At 66.3% G+C, this 21810-nt stretch carries 23 protein-coding genes; 4 read left to right on the top strand and 19 right to left on the bottom strand.

Annotated elements, in window-relative coordinates:
- Window positions 1-42: 42 nt before the first annotated feature.
- The 10 genes from DDZ17_RS15095 to DDZ17_RS15140 all read right to left on the bottom strand — a co-directional run bounded on the left by DDZ17_RS15095 (window position 43) and on the right by DDZ17_RS15140 (window position 8541).
- Complete coding sequence (locus tag DDZ17_RS15095) at window positions 43-372, bottom strand: hypothetical protein (protein ID WP_116367806.1); 330 nt, start codon at window positions 370-372, stop codon at window positions 43-45.
- A gap of 202 nt (window positions 373-574) precedes the next feature.
- The gene (locus DDZ17_RS15100; RefSeq protein ID WP_116367807.1) at window positions 575-1777 is read right to left on the bottom strand and encodes a DUF6607 family protein; all 1203 of its coding nucleotides are present in this window, start codon (window positions 1775-1777) and stop codon (window positions 575-577) included.
- 40 nt (window positions 1778-1817) lie between these two features.
- Window positions 1818-3194 (bottom strand): class II fumarate hydratase, encoded by a 1377-nt coding sequence (locus tag DDZ17_RS15105; RefSeq protein WP_116367808.1) that lies wholly within the window; start codon window positions 3192-3194, stop codon window positions 1818-1820.
- Window positions 3195-3220: 26 nt separating this feature from the next.
- Window positions 3221-3559 (bottom strand): hypothetical protein, encoded by a 339-nt coding sequence (locus DDZ17_RS15110; RefSeq protein WP_116367809.1) that lies wholly within the window; start codon window positions 3557-3559, stop codon window positions 3221-3223.
- A 14-nt stretch (window positions 3560-3573) separates the two neighbouring features.
- Window positions 3574-4932 (bottom strand): tetratricopeptide repeat protein, encoded by a 1359-nt coding sequence (locus DDZ17_RS15115; protein WP_116367810.1) that lies wholly within the window; start codon window positions 4930-4932, stop codon window positions 3574-3576.
- Window positions 4929-5588: an energy transducer TonB gene (locus DDZ17_RS15120; RefSeq protein WP_116367811.1), complete on the bottom strand. Its 660-nt coding sequence runs from the start codon at window positions 5586-5588 to the stop codon at window positions 4929-4931. The genes DDZ17_RS15115 and DDZ17_RS15120 overlap by 4 nt, the downstream gene beginning before the upstream one ends.
- On the bottom strand, window positions 5585-6007 hold the full coding sequence (locus DDZ17_RS15125) for an ExbD/TolR family protein (protein WP_241505909.1): 423 nt from the start codon (window positions 6005-6007) through the stop codon (window positions 5585-5587). The genes DDZ17_RS15120 and DDZ17_RS15125 overlap by 4 nt, the downstream gene beginning before the upstream one ends.
- On the bottom strand, window positions 6004-6381 hold the full coding sequence (locus DDZ17_RS15130; RefSeq protein WP_116367812.1) for a MotA/TolQ/ExbB proton channel family protein: 378 nt from the start codon (window positions 6379-6381) through the stop codon (window positions 6004-6006). Before DDZ17_RS15130 ends, DDZ17_RS15125 begins: the two co-directional genes overlap by 4 nt.
- A complete protein-coding gene (locus DDZ17_RS15135; RefSeq protein ID WP_116367813.1) occupies window positions 6378-7676 on the bottom strand; it encodes a MotA/TolQ/ExbB proton channel family protein in 1299 nt (432 codons plus the stop codon). Before DDZ17_RS15135 ends, DDZ17_RS15130 begins: the two co-directional genes overlap by 4 nt.
- Window positions 7666-8541 carry a DUF3450 family protein gene (locus tag DDZ17_RS15140; RefSeq protein ID WP_116367814.1) on the bottom strand — a complete coding sequence of 292 codons (876 nt, stop codon included), beginning with the start codon at window positions 8539-8541 and terminating at the stop codon, window positions 7666-7668. The genes DDZ17_RS15135 and DDZ17_RS15140 overlap by 11 nt, the downstream gene beginning before the upstream one ends.
- A 150-nt stretch (window positions 8542-8691) precedes the next feature.
- Between DDZ17_RS15140 and DDZ17_RS15145 the strand changes: the two genes are divergently transcribed.
- From DDZ17_RS15145 to DDZ17_RS15160, 4 genes are read left to right on the top strand one after another with little or no spacing between them, the layout of a single operon-like run.
- The gene (locus tag DDZ17_RS15145) at window positions 8692-9477 is read left to right on the top strand and encodes a DUF4198 domain-containing protein (protein WP_116367815.1); all 786 of its coding nucleotides are present in this window, start codon (window positions 8692-8694) and stop codon (window positions 9475-9477) included.
- 18 nt (window positions 9478-9495) lie between these two features.
- A complete protein-coding gene (locus DDZ17_RS15150) occupies window positions 9496-10428 on the top strand; it encodes an EF-hand domain-containing protein (RefSeq protein WP_116367816.1) in 933 nt (310 codons plus the stop codon).
- A 1-nt stretch (window position 10429) separates the two neighbouring features.
- Complete coding sequence (locus tag DDZ17_RS15155) at window positions 10430-11932, top strand: DUF2271 domain-containing protein (protein WP_116367817.1); 1503 nt, start codon at window positions 10430-10432, stop codon at window positions 11930-11932.
- Between the two features lie 37 nt (window positions 11933-11969).
- Complete coding sequence (locus tag DDZ17_RS15160) at window positions 11970-14231, top strand: TonB-dependent hemoglobin/transferrin/lactoferrin family receptor (RefSeq protein WP_116367818.1); 2262 nt, start codon at window positions 11970-11972, stop codon at window positions 14229-14231.
- 88 nt (window positions 14232-14319) lie between these two features.
- On the opposite strand, the gene DDZ17_RS15165 is transcribed toward DDZ17_RS15160, so the two are convergent.
- The 9 genes from DDZ17_RS15165 to DDZ17_RS15205 are packed head-to-tail and all read right to left on the bottom strand — an operon-like array spanning window position 14320 to window position 21799.
- On the bottom strand, window positions 14320-16008 hold the full coding sequence (locus DDZ17_RS15165; protein ID WP_116367819.1) for a Na(+)/H(+) antiporter subunit D: 1689 nt from the start codon (window positions 16006-16008) through the stop codon (window positions 14320-14322).
- Window positions 16005-16358 (bottom strand): hypothetical protein, encoded by a 354-nt coding sequence (locus tag DDZ17_RS15170; protein ID WP_193940621.1) that lies wholly within the window; start codon window positions 16356-16358, stop codon window positions 16005-16007. Before DDZ17_RS15170 ends, DDZ17_RS15165 begins: the two co-directional genes overlap by 4 nt.
- A gap of 4 nt (window positions 16359-16362) precedes the next feature.
- Complete coding sequence (locus DDZ17_RS15175; protein ID WP_116367820.1) at window positions 16363-17832, bottom strand: proton-conducting transporter transmembrane domain-containing protein; 1470 nt, start codon at window positions 17830-17832, stop codon at window positions 16363-16365.
- Window positions 17829-19361 (bottom strand): monovalent cation/H+ antiporter subunit D family protein, encoded by a 1533-nt coding sequence (locus DDZ17_RS15180; protein WP_116367821.1) that lies wholly within the window; start codon window positions 19359-19361, stop codon window positions 17829-17831. The genes DDZ17_RS15175 and DDZ17_RS15180 overlap by 4 nt, the downstream gene beginning before the upstream one ends.
- Complete coding sequence (locus DDZ17_RS15185) at window positions 19355-19708, bottom strand: cation:proton antiporter subunit C (protein WP_116367822.1); 354 nt, start codon at window positions 19706-19708, stop codon at window positions 19355-19357. Before DDZ17_RS15185 ends, DDZ17_RS15180 begins: the two co-directional genes overlap by 7 nt.
- 2 nt (window positions 19709-19710) lie before the next feature.
- A complete protein-coding gene (locus tag DDZ17_RS15190; protein ID WP_116367823.1) occupies window positions 19711-20703 on the bottom strand; it encodes a Na(+)/H(+) antiporter subunit B in 993 nt (330 codons plus the stop codon).
- A gap of 12 nt (window positions 20704-20715) precedes the next feature.
- A complete protein-coding gene (mnhG, locus tag DDZ17_RS15195; RefSeq protein WP_116367824.1) occupies window positions 20716-21057 on the bottom strand; it encodes a monovalent cation/H(+) antiporter subunit G in 342 nt (113 codons plus the stop codon).
- Window positions 21054-21329, bottom strand: a complete 276-nt coding sequence (locus tag DDZ17_RS15200) for an MrpF/PhaF family protein (protein ID WP_116367825.1) — start codon at window positions 21327-21329, stop codon at window positions 21054-21056. Before DDZ17_RS15200 ends, mnhG begins: the two co-directional genes overlap by 4 nt.
- Window positions 21329-21799 (bottom strand): Na+/H+ antiporter subunit E, encoded by a 471-nt coding sequence (locus DDZ17_RS15205; RefSeq protein WP_116367826.1) that lies wholly within the window; start codon window positions 21797-21799, stop codon window positions 21329-21331. The genes DDZ17_RS15200 and DDZ17_RS15205 overlap by 1 nt, the downstream gene beginning before the upstream one ends.
- Window positions 21800-21810: the final 11 nt, after the last annotated feature.

A 21810-nucleotide genomic window follows, 5' to 3' on the forward strand; every position in this document is an offset into this window, starting at 1 on the left:
CGGGGCAGGGGCGTTCTGGACCAAAGGGCGCCGGTGGTTGCGTTAGACCGGGACGGGGGGCGCCTGGGGGCAGGCGGGGTAGCGGGTGACGCTTTGGCGCGTAAGGCTGGGCCCTGCGTAGCCAGGCTGAACGAGCGCCGGGGCATACATGGCCCGGCCATCGGTTGCCGGCCGCGGCGGGGGCGCCGTGGCGGGTTGGCCGTCCTGGCCACCCAGAAGGAAGGGCGGGCTGTGATCCGCCACAGCCACCGAGTTGCCGCCCTCGGCCTGCCAGGCCGCGGGGGATGACCACACCACCACGCACTGCAACAGCAGCACCGCCAGTGCGAGCTGGCGGTTCAGGTTCAGTAGTGACAGGGCGGGCGCTGGCAAGGGGTGTGCCTGTTGCGGTAACGGGGCGGCGATGGGCCCGGCAGGGGATTGATAAGGAGCCGATATGGGGCCCAGTTGTCGGTATTCAATACCACAGCCCGGGGCAGGGTGAAAGGCCGGCGAGTGTGTGTTGTTACCGCTGCCGGCCGGGGGGCGGGTTCAAAGCAATGACCTTCAGCCCCGGCCCCAGCCCCGAAGTGAGTTAGCCGCCCGTAAAGCGCGCCAGTGTAGAGGCTATAAAGGCGCGCCCGGCGGTGCTGTCGTAGGGCGCCTCGGCAGTAATGCCGTCGGCATAGGCAAACATCACGCTGAACAGTGGCTCGCCGTCCACGTCCTTGCGCAGTGTGAGGCGGGCGTTGTCAGCAAGCAGCCTGTCCCAGGCCTGGCGCACATCGGCCCAGAAGGGGCCGGTGCGCTGCCAGTAGGCATCGCCGGCGCTGAAGTCGTGATCAGCAATGCGCTCGTAGCGGTTAAAGCCAGCTTCCCGGGCCAGGTAGGGCTGGGCGGCCGGCTCGCCGGGGCTGGCTAGCACCAGCTTGAGGTTGTCCTCCTCCTGCACCCAGCCGGTGGGGGTGATGGTGTGGCGATTGGTGCCGGCCAGGGCCTGGTAGTCGCTGCGTACGCTGAACTCGCGCCGTGGCAGTGGCCGCCAGGTGGTGTCGCTCTGCCAGCTGGAATAGCCGCCGGCGTGGTGCCAGCGGCCGATGCCTTCGTAGCGCGGCGAATCATCCACCTGGAACACGGCCTGGGTCCAGCTGCCGGCCACTTCGTCTTTGCCCAGCGTGCGCTGCTCCCAGGTGCCATCGCCAATGAACACATTCAGCAAGGTGTCCTGATAGCGCCAGTCCTGGCGCCAGTGCTTGATCACCATGGGCTCGGATGCCGTGCCATCTGGCATTTCAAATTGCATCACCATGATGTGCTGCAGGCTGATGAAGTCCTCCTCGTCGGCTACTACGTACACATATTCGGTGCCCCAGGACTGGTAGGGGCGCGGCGGTGTGTAGCCGGGCAAAAAGCCCACGGTTTCAAGGAAATCGAAGCTGGCCCGGTAGGGGCCGGCCATGGCCAGGATGGCGCGGCGGTCGCGGGCTTTGGCGTTGAGCCCGTCTTCCTGCAGGGCCTGCCAGGCTGTGGAAGGCGCCTTGATGAGTGTGACGGCAGCGCCGGTGGAGGTGCCGCCACGGGGCGCCATGTCGCCATCGACAGCGTAGGGCCAGGCGTAGGTGTACTGGCGCTGCCTGGGCGCGGGCGCCGTGTTTTGCCCCTTCTCGTTTTGCCGTTGTTGTTTTTGTTGTTCTTGTAGTTGGCTCTGGCCCGGGCTCTCGGCGACTGCGCCGCCGGATGCGCTCAGGGCGAGGGCGGCCAGCAGGGCAGCTGTGGCGGTGGCGGTGAATCGTGCCATGGTTGGTGTGTCTCCTTCGGTGTTGGTTGTGAAGCGCTGATCAACCGCCATCGGCCAGCTTGGCCGGGTCGAGCAGGTCGAGCAGCTCGTTGCGGCTGAGATCGGTTGCCTCCTCGGCCACATCCACAATGGGCCGGCCTTCGGCGTAGGCCTGCTTGGCGATTTCCGCGGCTTTTTGGTAGCCGATGATAGGGTTCAGCGCCGTCACCAGAATCGGGTTGCGCGACAGGGGGCCCTGCAGTTGTGCTTCGCGTACTGTGAAGCTGGCGATGGCCTTGTCCGCCAGCAAGCGGCTGGCGTTGGACAGCAGCTCAAGGCTGTCGAGCAGGCGGTCGGCTACCAACGGCAGCATGACGTTCAGCTCGAAATTGCCGGATTGGCCGGCAATGGTGATGGCACTGTCGTTGCCAATCACCTGGGCGCAGACCATGGCCACCGCCTCGGGAATTACCGGGTTGACCTTGCCCGGCATGATGGAGGAGCCGGGCTGCAGGGCTTGCAGTTCAATTTCACCGAGCCCCGCCAGCGGGCCGGAATTCATCCAGCGCAGGTCGTTGGCGATTTTCATCAGTGACACGGCGCAGGTGCGCAGCTGGCCGGACAGGGCCACGGCGCAATCCTGGGAGCCGATGTGGGTAAAAAAATTGGGCGCCGGCGCGAAGCGAATATTGCACGCCAGTGACAGGGCCTCGGCAAAGCGCGCGGCAAACTCGGGGTGGGCATTGATGCCGCTGCCCACCGCGGTACCGCCCTGGGCCAGGGTGCGTAGGTCGGATTCCGCCTGGGCCACGCGCTGCTGGTTGTACTGCATCTGGTCCGCCCAGGCGTTGAGCGACTGGCTCAGGCGCACCGGCATGGCGTCCATCAGGTGAGTGCGCCCGGTCTTTACCAGGTGGTGCACACTGTCGGCCTTGCTGCGGGTGGTGTGAATCAAGTGCGACAGGGCCGGCAGCAACTGCTCGTCCAGGGCCAGGCAGGCGCTGACGTGAATGGCCGTGGGAATGATGTCGTTGCTGCTCTGGCCGCGGTTCACGTGGTCGTTGGGGTGAACCGCCAGCCCGCTCTGCTGGCTGGCGAGGTGGGCCAGCACCTCGTTGGCGTTCATGTTGGTGCTGGTGCCGGAGCCGGTCTGGAATACATCCACCGGAAAGTGGCGCAGGTAGTCGGGGTCGCTGAGCAGGGCATTCGCCGCCTGGGCAATGGCGGTGGCGATGGGAGCCTCCAGTTCGCCCAGCTCGGCATTGGCGGTGGCGGCCGCCGCTTTTATGGTGAGCAGGGCGCGAATGAACAGCGCCGGCATGCGCCGGCCGCTGACCGGGAAGTTGTTGATGGCGCGCTGGGTCTGGGCGCCATAGAGGGCGTCGGCCGGCACGGCCAGTTCGCCCATGCTGTCGCGTTCGGTGCGTGTGTTGCTCATGGTTGACTCCTGTCGGCTGCTGTCGGTCAGGGGGTGCCCAGTTCAATACGCCTGAGCTGGACAAAGAGCAGGGAGACATCCTCGCGGCTTTCCCTGCTGTTGGCCAGTTGTCGCAGTTCGTACAGCGGGCGGTGAATCATATCGAGGCATATCTGGCTCCAGTGCGGCGGATTCCCGGCATCCTTGATGGTGTCGTAGAGTAGAACGTACTGGGCTCGCAGTCGAAGCCGGCGTTGCAGCAGGGTTTCCTTGGGGGGCGGGGTATCCAGCCGGAAGTAGTGCCTGAGCACGGCGGGGTTGTCGGGCTCCTCGGCGTAGCGGATTTTTCGCTTGAGCACTTCCAGCTGTAAAAACTCGGGCAGCATCCGGCGTCCTTGATTCAGGGTTGGTACTGTTCCAGCGCCACCAGGCGCTGCAGGCTGGCGATATTGGCGGCCAGCCCGCCAAGGTGCGGATTGAGCTGGCGGGCCCGTACCAGCAGCTCCAGGGCGCGTTCGTAATCGTGCTGGTCGACGGCGAGTTGGGCCCGCCCCAGGCAGGCCCGTTCTTCATAGTCGGGCAGGCTGGCGGCGCGTTCGAACAGGGTGCTGGCGCGGTAGGGGTTGGTGTCGCGGTGCGATTCTGCCAGCGCCAGCAGGGCCTCGCCATTGGCCGGGTCCAGTTCGCTGGCCTGGGCCAGGTCGTGCTGGCCGCGTTCGCGTTGCCCGCCAGCAAGGCGCACCTGGCCGCGGGCGGCCAGCACCGCGCTGCGCTGGCTGGCGGACAGGCTGAGCCCGCTGTTGAGCAGGACACTGGCAAGCTCGCTGGTGGCGCTACCCTCACCCCGCTGCGCCAGCCACTGAACGGTTTGCACCAGGGTTTGCGACTGTTCGCCGTCAAACGCCGTCAGCTTGCCCTTGAGCAGCGCAAGCCCCCGTTGCAGGCTGCCCTGCTGCAGGTGCAGTTGTGCGGCCACCAGGGCGTTGGCGGCGTCCAGCCCACCCAGACGCGCGGCCATTTCCAGGCTGGCCAGGGCGGTGGTGTTGTCCTGGGTGTGCAGCGCCAGGTTGCTGTGTTGCAGCCAGAGTGTGGCGTCGTCGGGTTGTTGGGCCAGGGCGTCTTCCAAAAGTGCGCGGGCGGCGTCGTAGTGGCGCGTTCTGACCAGCGCGATGATCAGGCCCTGCTGCCACTGCGTGTTGCCCGGCTCCAGGAACAGGGCCTGCTGGTAGCCGCTCACCGCGCTCCAGGCGCTGCCTTCGCGCAGGTTGATATAGGCCAGCTGGCCGAAAACCTGGGCGTCGTAGGCGCCAAGCGCGATGGCCCGGGTCAGGTGTTTGCGGGCATTGCCGGGGTCGTCCAGTTGCAGGTAAACCGCCGCCAGCCCCCGGTGGGCGCGCTGGAAGTCGGGCATTTGCTGCAGGGTCTGGAGATAGGTCGCTCGCGCCCGCTCGGCATCGCCAGCCGCCAGGTAGAGCTGCGCCTGCACGTAGCGCAAGGCGGCACTGAAGCTGGCACTGTCGGCGGAGGATAGCCGGGCCAGGGCGCCTTGGTAGTCGCCCTTTGCCACCAGCGGCCGCAACTGCGCGGCCAGCTTGTGTTCCTGCGGCAGCAGGCCGGCCTCCCGCTCGCGCAGTGGTTCAAACGCGGCGTCAATGCGCCAGTTGGGTTCGGGCAGCACCAGGCTCAGGGCGGCTGCGCCCGGTGCGCTGTACAGGGAGGCGGCCAGCCACAGGGGCAGCAACAGTGCGCGGCGCATCATTGGCGGAGCTCCAGCGGCCAGACAAAGCGCGCCCGCACCGCCTGGCCATTGCGGGTGGGGGGGGTGAAGCGGCTGCCGCGAACAATCTGGCCAATGGCGCTGCTGAGGGCGGGATGGGGGTTTTCCAGAATGCTGATCAGCATGGGTGTGCCGCGCTCGTCGATCATGACATCCAGGCGCACCACGGCCCGGTCGATGTTGCGCCGGCTCAGGTCGCTCGGCCAGGCGGTGCGCTGCAGGGTCAGTACCTGCGGTGGCGCATCCAGGGCCTCCGGGGCAAAGGCGTCCCAGTTCACCGCCAGGTCCTGCTCCCAGTTTATGGGCGCGGGGGTAAAGTCCGGGTTGGGCAGGGGCAGCGCATCGGTGAGGGTGGCCTGCGGTGCACGGGCGATGGCAACCGCGGCGGGGTTGGCGGCGGCTTCAATGGTCAGCGCTGGCTGCACGTCGCTGCGGTGCTGCTTGGGCGGTGCCGGGGGTGGCGGCGGTGGCGCGGCCAGGGCCACCTGGCGCAGGGTCAGCTCGGGTCGCTGCGCGGTGGGCATGGCCAGGCCCTGGTAGAGCAGGCTGCCCAGGGTGGCCAGCAACAGGCCCGACAGCACCAGGGCGGTGAGGTCGCGCGAGGGCAGGGCGGCGGGCCTGGCGCTGAGGCGGGTCATGGTGTGCCGCCGCTTGTGGCGACGCTTACGTCCCGGGCGCCGGCCAGCTTGGCGATGTCGATCACCTGCACCAGCCGCTCGGCGGTCACCTTGCGGTCCGCCTGGATCACCACCGGCCGCATCTGTCGGCGCAGCAGGGGTTCCAGGGTGTGGCGCAGGGCATCCGGCGCCAGGGTGGTGCCCCCGTGCACTATGCGCCCGCGGTCGGTGATGGCCAGCAGGATGACCGCCTGGGGCAGCTGCTTGGCCGACAGCGCCTGGGGCTTGTCGATTTCCACCCCGGTTTCGCGCACGAATACGGTGGTGACAATGAAGAAAATCAGCAGGATAAAAACCACATCCAGCAGCGGCGACAGGTCGATGCCGCGCTCCTGGTACTCCAGCTCCAGGCGTTGCTGCAGGCTAGGGCGCAGGCTCATTGCCGGTAGTCCAGGCGCCGGCGGGACGCTATCAGCCACTGGCGCAGGAACCAGGCGGGAATGGCGGTCATCAGGCCCCACTGGGTGGTGAACAGGGCGGATGAGATGCCGGCTGCCAGGCTGGCGCCGATATCACCGCCGCCGCCCTGGGCCAGGGCGTGAAAGGCCTGCAGCAGGCCGCCGATGGTGCCCAGCAGGCCGAGCAGTGGCAGGGTGGCGATCAGGGTGGCACCGGGGGCGCTCCAGGAGGCTTCGGGCCGGCTGGCGCAGCCGCTGCGGGTCTGCAGGATCTCCCGGATGAGCTGGAAATACAGCACCGCGGCCAGCGCCAGGATGCACCACATCACCGGGTTGCCAAGCACGTTGCCTGTCATGCGGCGGTGCCCTCCCAGCGGCTGAAGGCCACGGCGACGTCTTCCACCCGTGCCAGGCGGGTGCGCGACACGCGCGACAACAGGGTGTGCACAAGCAGGGCGGGAATGGCCACCACCAGGCCCAGCTCGGTGGTGATCAGCGCCTTGGAGATACCGCTGGAGACCACCTGCGGGTCGCCGGCGCCAAACAGCGTCATCAGCTGGAAGGTCTCGATCATTCCGCTCACCGTGCCCAGCAGGCCCAGCAGGGGCGACACGGCGGCGATGATGGTGAGGGCGCCCAGCCAGCTTTCCAGGGCGTGTTTGTGGCGACCCAGCTCGGTGAACAGTAGGTCGTCTCGCAGGTTGCCGGCGGGGGTGTCCAGGGTGATGTCGAGCAGGCGCCGGACGACCCCGCTGGCGCCGCCCCGGGCGCGCTCCACCGCAGCGCGATCGGCCGTGGCACCCAACTCGCCCTGCAGAGTGCCGTCGGTGCCGCTGGCGAGTCGACGGAACTGCCACAGCTTGCCCAGTGCCACCGCCAACGCCACCAGGCCCAGGCCCAGTATGGGCAGCGCCCAAAGGCCGCCGCGCTGGATATGGGACAGCAGGGTCTCGCCGGCTCCGGCGGCCAGCGCGGTGCTGTCGAGCCCGGGGTGGAAGGTGATGAAGCCGGCGTGCTGGCGCTGCAGTTGCGACAGGTCGGCCCGGGCCTCGTCCCCCAGGGGATAATCCAGTGCGCGCGGGGCGCCGCTGCCGCGCTCCAGCAGGCCGCCCTGGTCGCCGTTGTTGAGCAGGTACCAGCTGGCAGGGCCGATGCCGATGGTGTGGGCCGGCGCCAGCTCGCCGCTGGCGAGCACGATTTCTTCTTCACGCCAGTGGGGCAGCACCCGCCCGGCGGTGTCATCCACCCGCGCGCGCAGCCGCTCAAGGCGCGAGGGGCTTGCCTCATCGGTGGTGGCGGGGAAGCGCCCAAGGAAACTATCGATAAGCTGGTGCTGGTAATCGCTCTGCTCCTGCCACTGGGCCAGCCGTTCCCGCAGATTGCTCAGGGTGAGGTCGCGCTCGTCGGCGGCGCGGCGGGCGGCGGCGTTCTGTGCCCGCAGCCGGCTTACCTCGCCCTCCAGGGCGTTGAGCTGTTGCGCCAGGTCGCGCCGCTCGCGGTTAATGCGCGATTCGCTGCGCGCCAGGGCGCGTTGCGCACTTTGTACCTCTTCAGCCAGTGCGGCGCTGGCGCTGCCGATGTCCGCCGCGGCGCCCTGCGTTGCCCAAACCAGCAGTACCGCGCCCAGCCTGCGGGCGCACCTAGCGCTCATGGTTCACTCCCGCCAGTCGCTGCCCATCAGCCGGGGCCAGGGTCACCGGCAGGTGTACCAGCTCGCCCTGGCCGCTGCGTTCAAGCTGGGTGATGGCGGCACGCAGCTGGGCCGGGTCCAGGCGCTCATCCTGCTCCCACACCCAGCCCTCTGTGGTGGCCCGCCCGCTGCCCAGCCGGCTGCCGTCGGCGGAAATGTACCAGGCGTGGGAGGCGCCGAGATAAAGCTGCTGTACATGCAGCTGCCCGCCATCGGGATTGTCGATGAGCCCCTCGGTGAGGGTCGCCACATTGTGAAAATCATCGAGCAGGCCGAACAGGTCCAGGTAGCGCTGCAACGTGGCGCTGGGGTTGTCGTCGCTGGCGCTGGCCAGGCTGTCCCGCCAGCGGCTGGCCAGCGGCGGCGGCAGCGAGGGCAGCAGGGCCTGGCTTAGATCCTCCAGGTGGCGGGTCAGGCGGGTGATCTCCGCCTGTTCTGCCTCCAGTTCCTGCTGCCTGGCCAGCAACTCCGCCCGCGCGTCGGTAACGGCGTCTTCCTCGCCGCCGTGGCTGCTAATGGCGCTGCGCAGCTGATCCCGCTCGCGGATCAGCAGGTCCAGGCGCAGGGCCAGCTGCTGCTGTTCGCGTTGCCACTGGGTGCTGATTTGCTGCCGTTGTTGCTCCAGCGTCAGCCAGCGCTGCGCCAGCTCCCGCGCCTCCCGGGTGGGGTTGTCGGCTGCCGCCTGCTGCCCGGCGGCGGCAATGACCAGCGCCCAGGGCAGCAGGCGCCGGCCCTGTTTGCGGAGCGTGTTGTGGCGATTATTGCGCTGATCGTTGTGGCGGATAGCGGCAGTGCAAATACCCGGGACAGGGGTGCCTTTGGACATAGTGTTCTGCTGGCTGCTGTGGTCGACAAGGTCGGGCAGTTTATTACCAATTGCAAACGATAACAATTATCATTTAGAATCCGTTTCCCTTTTGGAGTATCGACCGGACACCATCCCGGCGCAGAACCGGGCAAAAACATGGAGAAAACAATGAAAAAGGCGCTATTGATCCTGTGCTGTGTCGCCCTGTCCACCCCGGCCCTGGGCCACACGCCCTACCTGGCGCCCAACACCTTTGAGCCACTGAACGGCACCATCATCACCCTCGACGCCGCTTTTGCCGAGCATTTCTTCGTGCCCGAAGTAGCCTTCGACAACGACAAGTACACCGTGCGCCACCCCGACGGCAGCGAACACGCGCCGGACACCCTGTCGGTGATGAAGACCCGCGCGGTGCTGGAACACACCCTGGCCGACGAGGGCACCTACCGCTTCAGCACCGGCCGCCGCATGGGGCGCATCAACCGCTTCTATGAACTGGACGGCAAGCGGGCCATGGCCGAGGACCCGGCCGCCGAGCTGCCCGCTGGCGCCAGGGAGCTGGCCTTCTTCCAGTCGGTGACCCAGGCGGAAACCTACGTCACCCGCGGCGCCCCCAACCGGGCGGTGCTGGCGCCGCACAACGCGGGGGTGGAGTTTGAAGTGCTGGGCCACCCCAATGCCGTGTTTGCGGGTGAGCCGCTGGCCCTGCGGGTGTTGTTTCAGGGCAGCCCTCTGCCCGGTCAGGAAGTGCACGTGTTCCGCGCCAGTGGCCTGCACGGCAGCACCGATCCCGTGGCCACACTGACCAGCAACCCGGACGGTGCCGTCGACTTTACCCCTGCCGAGGGCGGCATCTACCTGCTGCGCACGCGCCACCGCGCCGCGGCACCGCTGGCTGCACCGGCCCCCGAATACAGCCACACCTACACCCTGGTGCTGGAAGCCATCGAATAACGACCTGGAGATGCAACTATGAAAACTTCCCTCCCCCTGAGCCTAGCGCTGTTGTTGTCCGTCGCCATGCAGGCCGATGCCGCCTCCCACTTCAAGGCGCGGTTCATCGAACAGTACGATGGCAATGGCGACGGCGTGCTGGACAGTGTGGAATTTGAACAGTCCCGCCGCGACCGCTTCGACAGCACCGATGTGGACAACAACGGCACCGTCGACGCCGACGAATACCTGCTGGAATGGGAAAACCACCTGGACACCCAGCTGCAACGCGACCGCGCCGGCCAAGTGAGCCAGACCGGCGTGCGCTTCAAGTCGGTGGATGAAGACGACAACGGCACAATCACTGAAGCGGAGTTCAAGGCCTCCGGCGAGCGCGCATTCGCCCATGTGGACAGCAACAGTGACGGCGTGATTGACGCGATGGATATGGAGGCGGCGGAGGCCGCCGAAAAGGCGCGCCTTGCAGGGATGAGTCGCGAAGACGCCTTGGCCAGAGTGCGCCAGGTGCTGCACATGCCAAGCACACACAGCCCCGGCGGCATGCTGACGCTCTACGATAGCAACGGCGATGAGCAGGTAACCGGCGAGGAATATACCCGCCTGCGCCAGGCCCAGTATGCCCGCACCGACCTGAACAGTGACGGCGGCATTGATGCCGACGAGTACCTGCGTGAATTCGAGGATCGCATCGACGCCGAGATTGCCGCTGATCGCAAAGGCCAGGTCAAGCAGACCGGGGTGCGCTTCAAGGCGCTGGACAAGGACGAGAACGGCGCCATGACCTTTGCCGAGTACCAGTATTCCGGCCACCGCAGCTTCAAGCGCTGGGACACCGACGCCGACGGCGTGGTGACCTGGGAGGAAGCAGACCCGGCGCCGCGCGAGGAAGCGCCGGCACCGGCGGCTGCCGTGGCGGCCAACGCGCAGGCCAAAGCTCAGGTCAGGCCCTGACATGAAAGCGGCAGGGTTTATCGCCACTGTGTGCCGTGCCGGGTTTGTGGGCCTGGTGGCCCTGTGCCTGTTGCAGCCGGCAGCGGCCGCCGACCTTGATTCGCCGGTGGTGCTGCACCGGGACAATGCCCTTGGCACCTCACTGGATGTGACGGTGTTCGGCGCCGACGCGGCGGCGGCCCGGGCGGCTTTTGCCCAGCTGGAGGCTGAACTGGCGCGGCTGGACAGCGTGCTGAGTCGCTATCGGAAGGACAGTGAGCTCGTGCAATTCAACCGCAGTGGCCGCGCCGACAGCCCGTCGCCGGCCCTGCGCGAGGTGTATCGCCTGTGCGAAGACTGGTGGGCGCGCAGCGAAACCCGCTTCAGTTGCCGCATGGGGGCGGTGATCGACGCCTGGGAGCAGGCCGAGCAGACGCAGCAGGCACCGGAGCGCATCGCCCTGCGGGACCTGGCCTGGCGCGCCAATCGCGCCTCCCTGGCCAGCAGCGGCGACCACCTGACCCTGCCAACGCCGGTGCAGCTGGCGCCGGATGGCCTGGCCAAAGGCTATGTGATCGACCAGCTGGCCCGAACCCTGAGTGCCGCCCTGCCGCGGGCGGCCTTCAAGCTGGATATCGGCGGCGATGCCGTCTACGTCGGCACGCCCCCCGGCCGCGAAGGCTGGGATGTGGCTGTGGCCGACCCGGTAAACACCGCCGACAACGGCAACTTCATTACCAGGTTGCAGCTCTCGTCACGGGCCATCGCCGCCAGTGGCCACCACAGCCGCGCGCGACAGATTGGCAGGCGAAGCTACAGCCATATTCTCAAACCGCGTGACGGCTGGCCGGTGACTGATGCGCCGGCGGCCGTGGTGGTAGCCCCGGATGCCGTCACCGCCGACGCGGTGGCCACGGCCCTCAGCGTCTCGCAGATGGCCGAGGGCATCGACTGGGTGAATACGCTGGCGGGCGTGGAAGCGCTGGTGATCAGTGCCCAGGGGCGCCAACTGGCGTCTGCCAACTGGCATGAGCTGGTCGGGCCAACGGCGGCCAATGCCGCGCCGGTCGAGGCCAGCATGCACCTGCGCTACGAATTACCGAGCTTTGAGGTTGCCGAGTACCACCCGCCCTACCTGTCGGTGTGGATCAGCAACCCGCGCCAGCAGATTGTGCGCAACCTCCTGCTGCTAGGGGAGACCGAACGCTGGGCCAGGGAGAACCGCCGTTGGTGGCGTAAATCCGGGCGCAACGACCCGGGCCTGCTGGACGGCATAGCACGCCCCACCCGCAGCCCGGGTGTGTACGACCTGGTATGGGACGGCCTCAATGATTTTGGCGAAGCCGTGCCGGCCGGTGAGTACGTACTGAACCTGGAGGCCTCCCGGGAAACCGGCGGCTCCAGTTACCGCAAGATTCCGTTTGTACTCGGTGGCCCGCCATTGGACGTCATCACCGAGGCCGAGGGAGAGCTGGGGCGTGTGGAAGTACACGTGGCCGGCAACGCTAACACCAATGGGCCGTAAAGCGCGCCCGCGACAGAACGACAGAGGGGAAACCGCCATGAAAACCGCCATCCATACCTTTCGACGCAACGCCATCGCCCAGGGTGTCCTGCTGGCCTGTTGCGGCCAGGCCCTGGCCGCACCCGAGCCGCAGGAGCTTGACCTCACGGTTATTGAATCCGAGAGCATCGAGCGCGATGCGGTGATCGACGTGATCACTGCCCAGGACATCAGCGCCCAGCAGATCGACAACGCCGATGACCTGGTGCGTTACATTCCCGGTGTCTCGGTATCGCGCGGTGACGACCGCTGGGGCGGCAGCGGCTTTAACATTCGCGGCCTCGACGAAGACCGGGTTGCCATCAACGTCGACGGCGTACCCCAGGGGGAAACCCTCAAATACGAAGGCGGCCAGGCTTACGGCTACTTCAAGGGCAACCGCAACGGGGTTGATATCGAAGCGCTGAAAAGCGTGGAAATCGTCAAGGGCGCCGATGCCTTGTTCTCTGGCAGCGGCGCGCTGGCCGGTGCAGTCAACATGACCACCAAAGACCCGGACGACTACCTTGCGCCCGAAGGCAACGACTGGGGACTGGGCCTGAAAACCGGCTACAGCAGCGTGAATGATGAAACCATGGCCTCGCTGGCGGCGGCCAACCGGTCCGGCAATCTGGAGTCGCTGCTGGTTTACACCTGGCGCAGCGGCCACGAATTTGAAAACTTCGACATGGACGGTGCCGACATCGACGGCGCGGCCCGGGAAGTCCCGGACCCCCAGGACAAGGAACTGAACAGCGTGCTCGGCAAGCTGATCTACGAGATCAGCCCGGGCCAGGAAATCGGCCTGGTGGGCACCTACTACGACAAGAACACCGAAACCGAGACCCGCTCCTTCAACGGTGACTGGTACCACGACCGGGTGGGCGACGACACCAACAAGGTCACCCGCTACGGCGTGTTCTACAACCTGGAGGCAAAAACGGCCCTGTTCGACAACCTGTCCGCCGCCATAAACCAGCAGGATGTTGAAACCGAGGCCCTCACCCGCCAGCGTGCGGAGTTTTCCATTCCGCCGTTTTTCACGTCCAACGAAAACCGCCTCGATGACCGCAGCTACGACCAGGACATGCTGCAGGTCACCCTGGACCTTGAAAAAACCCTGGGCGATCACCGCCTGATCTACGGCCTGGAACTGCAGGACAAGGACTACCGCAACAGTCAGTTCCGCTACGCCGACGACCTCACCGACGACAGCGACGTGTGGGAGACCAGCAACCTCGGTGCGCTGGTGCCAAAATCCGAGGCCGAGGTCTACACCCTGTATGCCCAGGATACCTTCGCGCTGGGCACATCCACCCAGATCCGCCTGGGCCTGCGCTACGACGACTACAGCTACGATGCCGAATCGGATGCCAACTATCTCGATGAAACCGGCACCCTGCAGCCAGTGGATTTCAGCGCCGTCACCTGGACCGTGGGCATCGAGCAGGCCTTCACCGATCACCTCAGCCTGGAGGCCGGCGTATCCACCGGCTTCCGCGCGCCCACCATCGAGGAAATGTACAGCACCAATGGCAGCGTTGATGACTGGAACACCATTGCCAACCCCGACCTGGAAGCGGAGACCAGCACCAACTACGACATCGCCCTAGTGGGCAACCACAAACTCGGTAGCTACCGGGTTGGCGTGTTCTACAGCCAGTATGACGATTTTGTTGACTACGAAACCCGCGAGGGCATCAATCAGAACACAGGTCAGCCCGATCCCAACGGCTTCAGTGTGCCGGTGAACACCGACGAGGTGGACATCAAAGGCCTGGAGCTGGCGGCCACCCTCAACCTGAGCCGCGTGTTTGGCATGGAAGAAGGCCTAAGCACCGGCCTGCAGGCGGCCTACACCGAGGGCGAAGAAGCCAACGGCGACCCGGTGTACTCCGTGCAGCCCCCCAGCGCCGTGTGGACGGTCAACTACGACAGCCCCCGCGGCAACTGGGGCCTGCAGTTCGCCACCACCTACACCGAAGGCAAGGACGGCGACGACGCCTACGAAACCAGTGCCGAGGGCGGGCGCACCTACCCGCTGTACCTCAGCAACACGGCCACGGTATTCGATTTGCGCGCCTACGTGGACATCCTTGAAAACCTGCGCCTGGTGGCGGGGGTGTACAACCTGACCGACAAGGAATACTACGCCTGGGATTCCGTGCGCTTCATCGACCAGGGCGACCTACGCCCGGGGATTGGTGTGGAAGACAACGGGATTCGCCGCTACAGCGAAGCGGGGCGCAACTTTGAAGTGAGCCTGAACTACCAGTTCTGAGCGACCCGCCGGTGGCCCCGGTGAGTGGGCGGCCGGCGGAGCCTTGCGGCTGCGCTCAGAAGATGCTCAGCTGAAGTTAAGGTAAAGCTCAGGTAAAGCTCAGGAACAGGTAAACCGCCAGCAGCAGGGCGACCCACAGCACCATGGTGCCGGTGCCCACGTCCCGCGACAGCACACCGCCCGGTGAATACAGGTGCCGGGCGAGGTCGAGAAGCTGTTGCAGCAGGCGCTGGCCGAACTGGCGCAGGCGCTGGTCAATGGCCTCGATCACGGCAATCACCCGCCGCGCCAGGGCGGGCAGCAGGCGCCGGTAACTCCAGTCCACATCCAGGTGAACGGCGTTAAGCTCTGGCGGATACAGGCCACGCCGGTTCAGCCACACAAAGGCCAGGGCCGAGAACAGCAACAGCTGCAGCTGGGTCAGTACGTGGGTCACGTCGTAGGGCGTGTAGGCCACGTCGAAGGGCAGGGCGCTGTACAGCACCCCCGGAAACACCCCGATGGCAATGCACAGCACGGCGGCAATCAGCATGGCCAGCTGCATGTTGCCCGGCGGATCCGACACGCGAATGCCCGAGTCGTGGGCGAAGAAGGCGAAGTAGGGGATCTTGATGCCGGCGTGGTGGAACACCCCGGCGGAGGCGAACAGCAGCAGCAGCCAGACGCCGTTGTAGTCGGCCTTCAGGGCCGCCGACATGATCATCGATTTGCTGACAAAGCCGCTGAACAGGGGGAAGGCAGAGATGGACGCCGCCCCCACAATGCACAAAAGGGTGGTGCGCGGCATGGTTTTGTACAGGCCGCCCAGCTCCGAGCCATTGATGCGGCCGGTCATGGTCAGCACCGCGCCCATCGACATGAACAGCAGACCCTTGAAGATGACATCGGTAAAGGCGTGGGCCACGGCGCCGTTGATGGCCAGCTGCGAGCCGATGCCGATACCCACCACCATAAAGCCCAGCTGGTTGACCAGGCTGTAGGCCAGCACCCTGCGCAGGTCGTTTTCCACCACGGCGAAGAAGATCGGAAAGCAGGCCATGGTGGCGCCCACATACACCAGCAGCTCGGTGCCGGGAAAGCCCCGCGCCAGGGCGTAAATGGCGACCTTGGTGGTAAAGGCGCTTAGGAACACCGTGCCGGTGGGGGTGGCCTCCGGGTAGGCATCCACCAGCCAGCTGTGCAGCAGGGGGAAGGCCGCCTTCAAACCCAGCGCCGCCAGAATCAGCCAGCCGTACACCTGGCTGGTGCCGATCAGGCCAAAAGACAGTGAGCCGCTGTTGCGCCACAGCAAAAGGATGCCGGTGAGCAGCAGCAGCCCGGAGACAATCTGGATCACCAGATAGCGCACGCTGGCGCTGTAGGCGGCGGGGCTGCGCCGCGCCCACACCAGGCACACCGAGGTGAGCGCCATGCCCTCCCAGAACAGGAAGAAGGTCAGCAGGTCGCCGGCGAACACCGCGCCCAGGGCGCTGCCGGCATAGAGCAGGGCGCTCACCTGCTGCAGGGTATCGCGCACGTGCAAGGCGTAAATCAGCCCGATCAGCGCGGCAATGTGGAACAGGTAGCCAAACAGCAGCGACAGCCGGTCGATGCGCAGCCACTCCAGGCTGAGGTTGAACAGGCTGTGCGACAGGGTCGCATCAACCGGCAGCCACCACAGGTTCAGCGCGCCCAGCAGCGGCGTGGCCACCAGCACGGCGCTGCGCAGGTGGCCACGGGTCAGGGCGGCGGCCAGTGCCGCCAGGTAGAACAGCGCAAAGGGGGGCAGTGCGGTCACTGGTCACCCTCCTGTGCTGGCGTTGGCGTTGGCGTTGGCGTTGGCGTTGGCGTTGGTGCTGGTGCTGGTGCTGCCGCTGCAGCGGGATGCTGCGGCAGATCGCGCCGGGCGTAGTAATCCTCCGGGCGGATGATGAGGCGGCGCATCCACTTGGCGACAAGCACCAGAATCACGCAGCCGATAAAGCCGTAGGCGGGGTAGAAGCCGAGCATACCCTCCCAGGGGTGTTCGGTGTGGCGATGAACGGCGAGCTCCAGCCCCAGGGCAATGGCACAGGCACCGTAGAGCAGCCACAGGATGCGCTGGATGTTGCGCGGCTTGTCGAACAGGCCGGGTTGGTCGTCGTTCATGGGCTCACCCTCCCGCGCCGGGTATGCGGCTGACCAGCGCATACAGGGGTTGTGGGAACAGGAACAGGGCCAGGCAGGCGGCGGTTGTCACGCCGATGGCAATGCAGCAGGCCAGGGGCGCCTCCTGTAGCTTGCCTGCCGGGGCCGGCTCGGCCCCGCCCGGCCAGAAGGCGCGCACCGGTATCAGGGTCAGGTAGACAAGGTTGAGCAGGGTGCTCACGATGAGCGCCCCGGCCAGCAGCAGGGCGCCGGCATCCAGGGTGCCCAGCAGCAGGTACCACTTGCTCCAGGTGCCGCCGGTGGGGGGCAGGCCGGCAATGCTCAGGCTGGCCAGCAGGAAGGCGCCCATGGTGAAGGGCATTTGCCGGCCCAGCCCGCGCAGCTCGCTCACCTGCGTTTTGTGGGCCGCCACCATAATGGCCCCGGCGCAGAAAAACAGGGTGATTTTGCCAAAGGCGTGCATGGCGATGTGCAGGCCGGAGCCGGTAATGCCACTGGGCACCGCCAGCAGGATGCCCAGGCTGATATAAGCCAGCTGGCTTACCGTGGAATAGGCCAGCCGCGCCTTGAGGTTGTCCTGGCGCATGGCGACGATGGAGGCGGCCAGCAGGCTGAAGCCGGCCAGGTAGAGCAGCAGCTCGCGGCTGGCTACCCCGCTCAACTGATCCAGCCCGAAGATGTACACGCCAATTTTGACCAGGGTGAACACGCCGGCCTTCACCACCGCCACCGCGTGCAGCAGGGCGCTCACCGGTGTGGGCGCCACCATGGCCGCCGGCAGCCAGCGGTGGAAGGGCATCATCGCCGCCTTGCCAACGCCAAACACAAACAGCACCAGCAGGGCGGCCAGCAGTGCCGGCGGAGTGCTGGGGCCAAACACGCCGCCGGGGGTAAATGTCAGGCTTTCGGCCGTGGCCCAGGTGAGGATGATTGCCGGCAGGAAGAACAGGATGGAGGTGCCCAGCAGCACACCCAGGTATACCCGGCCACCGTGGCGCGCGCGATCCGTTCCGGCGTGCACCACCAGCGGCCAGGTGGCCAGGCTCAGCAGCTCGTAGAACAGGAACAGGGTGAGCAGGTTGCCGGCGAAGGCAATGCCCATCACGCAGGTGATGGACAGCGCAAAGAAGCTGTAAAAGCGGCTTTGATGGGTTTCGCCGTGCCCGCGCAGGTAGCCGATGGCATAGACAGTGGTGACCAGCCACAGGCTGCTGGCGATCAGCGCAAACAGCATGCCCAGCGGTTCCACCGCGAGTTCCAGGCCAAGGCCCGGCAGTAGGTCCGCGCTTTGCCAGCTGGGCGGGGTGCCGGCGTTCAGGGCGCTGAGTATGCGCAGGTTGATGGCCAGCAGGGCGGTGCCGGCGGCCAGGGTCAGGCCCTCGCGCAGGTTGGGGTGGTGGCGCAGCAGGACGATGCCGGCCACCGTTGCGGGGCCAAGCAGCAGGCTGGCGAACAGCAGGCCGGCGCCGTTCATGGCGCACCTGCCCCTGGCAGCGGTGCTGGCGGGTGCCCCAGCAACCCCGCTGCGCTGTCTCCCAGCAAACCCGCCGCGGCGCCGGCGGCGGTGCCCACCGGCAGGCGGGTATCCAGCCCGAAGTAGATGTTGGCCAGGGCCAGCAGCAGGGTGCCGGCCAGCAGCAGCGGCGGCGCCTCCTGTGGCGGCGTGGCGGGTTGGGCGGGGTTCTGGTCCAGCCAGGCAGTTTCCACAAAGCGCCAGATGTACACCGCCGTCAGCAGCGAGCCGGCCACAATCAGCAGGGCCAGCAGCCACTGCTCCCGTGCCAGGGCCGCCGTAACCAGATACCACTTGCTGATAAAGCCGGCGGTGCCGGGCACGCCAATCAGGCTGATGCCGGCCACTACGATGGCGGCGCTGGTCAGGGGCATGCGCCGGCCAATGCCACGCAGCGCCTGCAACTCGTTGCCGCCCACCCGCATGGCGATGGCGGCCAGGGCCAGGAACAGGGCGCCCTTCATCAGCGCGTGGTTGAACAGGTGAATCAGGCTCGCCTGCACCCCGGCCACGGTGCCAATCCCCACGCCCACCGCCATGTAGCCGATCTGGGCGATGCTCGACCAGGCCAGCGCGCGCTTCAGGTTGCTGGCAAACACCGCCACCAGTGAGCCGGCGAAAACGGCAACCACCCCGAGGGAGATAAACACGGCCTCCAGCGACAGGGCCAGGCGGGAGCTCTCCAGGTGGAACACCGAAAAGCTGAAGCGGATCAGCACATACAGCGCCACCTTGGTGGCGGTGGCGGCGACATAGGCGGTTACAATGGCCGGGGCCTGGGTGTAGGCCCCCGGCAGCCACAGGTGGAGGGGGAACAGGGCGAGCTTCAGGCACACCCCCACCACAATGAAGGCGTAGGCGGCAAACACCGTGCGCGACTCGCCAAGGCCCGGCAGGCGCTGGGCCAGGTCGGCCATGTTGAGGGTGCCGGTCAGCATGTAGATAAAGCCGATGCCGATCAGGATAAAAGTGGCGCCAATGGTGCCCATCACCAGGTAGTTGAAGGCGGCGACCAGCGCCTGGCGATCGCGCCCGCAGGCCACCAGGGCGTAGGTGGCCAGGGAGGATATCTCCAGAAACACAAACAGGTTGAAGGCATCGCCCGTGGCGGCAATCCCCAGCCACCCGGCCAGGCACAGCAGGCAGGCCACATAAAACAGGGTGCGCCGGTTCTCGGCGATGTCGTGCCACACACTGGCGCGCGAGGCCACAAGCACTACCGCCGCAATCCCGGACACCAGTAGCAGCACGAAGGCGTTGAGCAGGTCGATGCGGTATTCAATGCCCCAGGGCGCGGCCCAACCCCCAAAGGCATAGTGAATAACGCCCTGCCGGGCGGTGGCCTGCAACAGGGCGGCGGCCGCCACAAAGGCCAGCACCGCCACCGTACTGGCAAAGGCCCAGGCCGCCGTGGGGCGGCGCAGCACGGCGCAGGCCGGCGCCCCGATCAGCGGCAACAGCACCGGAAGCAGGGCCAGCTGGCTCAGCACTGCTGGTCCTGTTGGAGAATGTCGTTCTGGTTGACGCTGCCGTAGGCGGCGTGAATGCGGATCACCAGCGCCAGCCCCACTGAGGTGGTGGCAATGCCCACTACAATGGCAGTGAGAATCAGCACATGGGGCAGCGGGTTGGAATACAGCGTAACGCCCTCGGTGAGAATGGGTGCCGCGCCGCCCGCCACCTTGCCGGTGCTGATATACAGGATGAACACCGAGGTCTGGAAAATATTGAGTCCGATCAGTTTTTTCACCAGGTTGGCGCGGGCGATGACGATAAAAAAGCCGAGCATCATCAGTACCACCACCACCCAGTAATTGAAGTAGGAGAGCACGTCCATCCTCAGCCCTCCGCCATTTCGAACTGGTTGGCAAAGGCGTAGTAGATGACCGTGATGACCGAGGCCACGGTGATGCCAACGCCCAGCTCCACCAGCAGTATGCCGATGTGCTGGCCCAGCACCGGGTTAGCGGCAAACACGCTGTAGTCAAGGAAGGGGCGCCCATCCAGCATGGCCAGCAGGCCGGTGGTGCCATACAGCAGCACCCCCACGGCGGCGAGGGTTTCGACCACCGCCGGGCGCACCACCCGGCAGACCGTGGGCAGGCCGTAGAGCAGCCCGTAGAGAATGATGCCCGAGGCAAAAATAACCCCCGCCTGGAAGCCGCCGCCGGGGCCGTACTCGCCGTGGAACTGCACATACAGGGCAAACAGCAGAATGAAGGGAATCAGAATCTTGCTCACCACCTGCAAAATGGTGTGCGGCTCGCTGTGGCTGCCGGGGGTGTAGCGCGGCCGCGCCGACCCCCGCTGGCCGGGGGTGGCCAGAATCAGCAGCACCGCCACGCCGGCGGTAAAGATCACCAGCACCTCCCCCAGGGTGTCGAAGGCGCGGTAGCTGGCCAGCACCGAGGTCACTACATTGGGAATGCCAATCTCTTCCCCGGACAGCTGCAAATAACGCGGGGCCACATGGGTGTGTGCCGGTGCATCGGCGCTGCCAAAGGGCGGCATGTCGAGGGTGCCGATGATCAGCAGTGCGCCGGTGATGGTCACCAGCACAATGGCCAGTATCGGCAGCGCGCCAGCGGCCCGCGGCTCGCCACGGCCGATGGCAGCCACCGTTAGCAGCAACAGCAGCGGCGACACCCCGGCACCCACCGCGGCTTCGGTAAAGGCCACGTCGACCGCATCCATGGTGACAAAGAAACTGGCGGACAGCAGGCCGTACACACTGGTCAGCATGGTGGAGGCCAGCAGCCCGCGCACCACCACCAGTGCCCCCGCCGTGGCAACCAGCAGCATCAGCAAAACACTATTGACCAGCAACTCCACCGGCAGCCCCGCTTAGCGCTCGCCAGCGGGCAGTGGCAGGTCGCGCTTGCCCTGGTTGTCGCGCGGGCGCACACCGGCGTTCCACGCGGCCTTGGCCAGGGCGTGGCTGGCCGTGGGGCTGCTGAACAGCACAAACAGCAGAATCAGCAGCAGTTTGAAGGGCGGCAGGTAGCTGTCAGACAGCAGCATCAGGCCGAGAATAATCAGCGCGGTGGCCAGGGTTTCGGTAACGCCACAGGCGTGCAGCCGGGCATAAAAGTCGGCAAAGCGCAGAAAGCCCAGCGCCCCGGTCAGCAGCAGGAAGCTGCCCAGCAGCAGGCAGGCTCCGCTGAGTATCGCCAGCACCGCGCTCATGCGCCCTCCTTGGTACCGCGTTGTTCATTGCGCAACTCGGTGACGCGCAGCACGCCGATCACGCTGATGTAGTTGATCAGCGCATAAACCAGCGCAATGTCGAGAAACTCCGGTGAGCCATAAAGATAGGAGATGGCGGCAATCAGCAGTACCGTCTTGGTGCCGAACAGGTTGGCGGCCATCACCCGGTCGAACACATTCGGGCCGGCGAAAGCACGCACCAGCGCTACCGCCATCACCAGCAGCAGGGTGATCACCGTCAGTGCCAGCATCAGCGATCCAGCTCGCTGACCCGGCGCGACATCTCGCCGGCCTCAAGTGCCGCAATGCCCTCTTCCGACAGGGCGTGTACCAGCAGATGGTCGGGCTTCAGCTCCACGGTGAGTGTGCCCGGAGTGAGGTTGATGGAGTTGGCGTACACCACGCGGCAGATATCGCTGCGCTGCGGCAGCGGCAGGCGCGCCACCTGCGGTTGGTATCGTGGCTCGCGGCGCCACACCCGCTGAACGAGGTCGAGATTGCTGGCGATGATCTGCCCGCCGAGCCACAGGAAGTAGGGGCCGATGCGCCCCAGCAGATGGAGGGGGGTGGACTCCTTGTCCACCACGTCCATGCGCAGGGCAATCCAAGTGACCAGCAGTACCGACACCGCCCCCAGCGCCAGCAGGAGGGGGCTGTAGTGCCCCGAGTTGATTATCCAGAACAGCGCCAGTGCCCCGGCCATCCCCAGTGTGTAGCGCACATCGACCTCCA

Source organism: Parahaliea mediterranea (assembly GCF_003402235.1).
GTDB lineage: Bacteria > Pseudomonadota > Gammaproteobacteria > Pseudomonadales > Halieaceae > Parahaliea > Parahaliea mediterranea.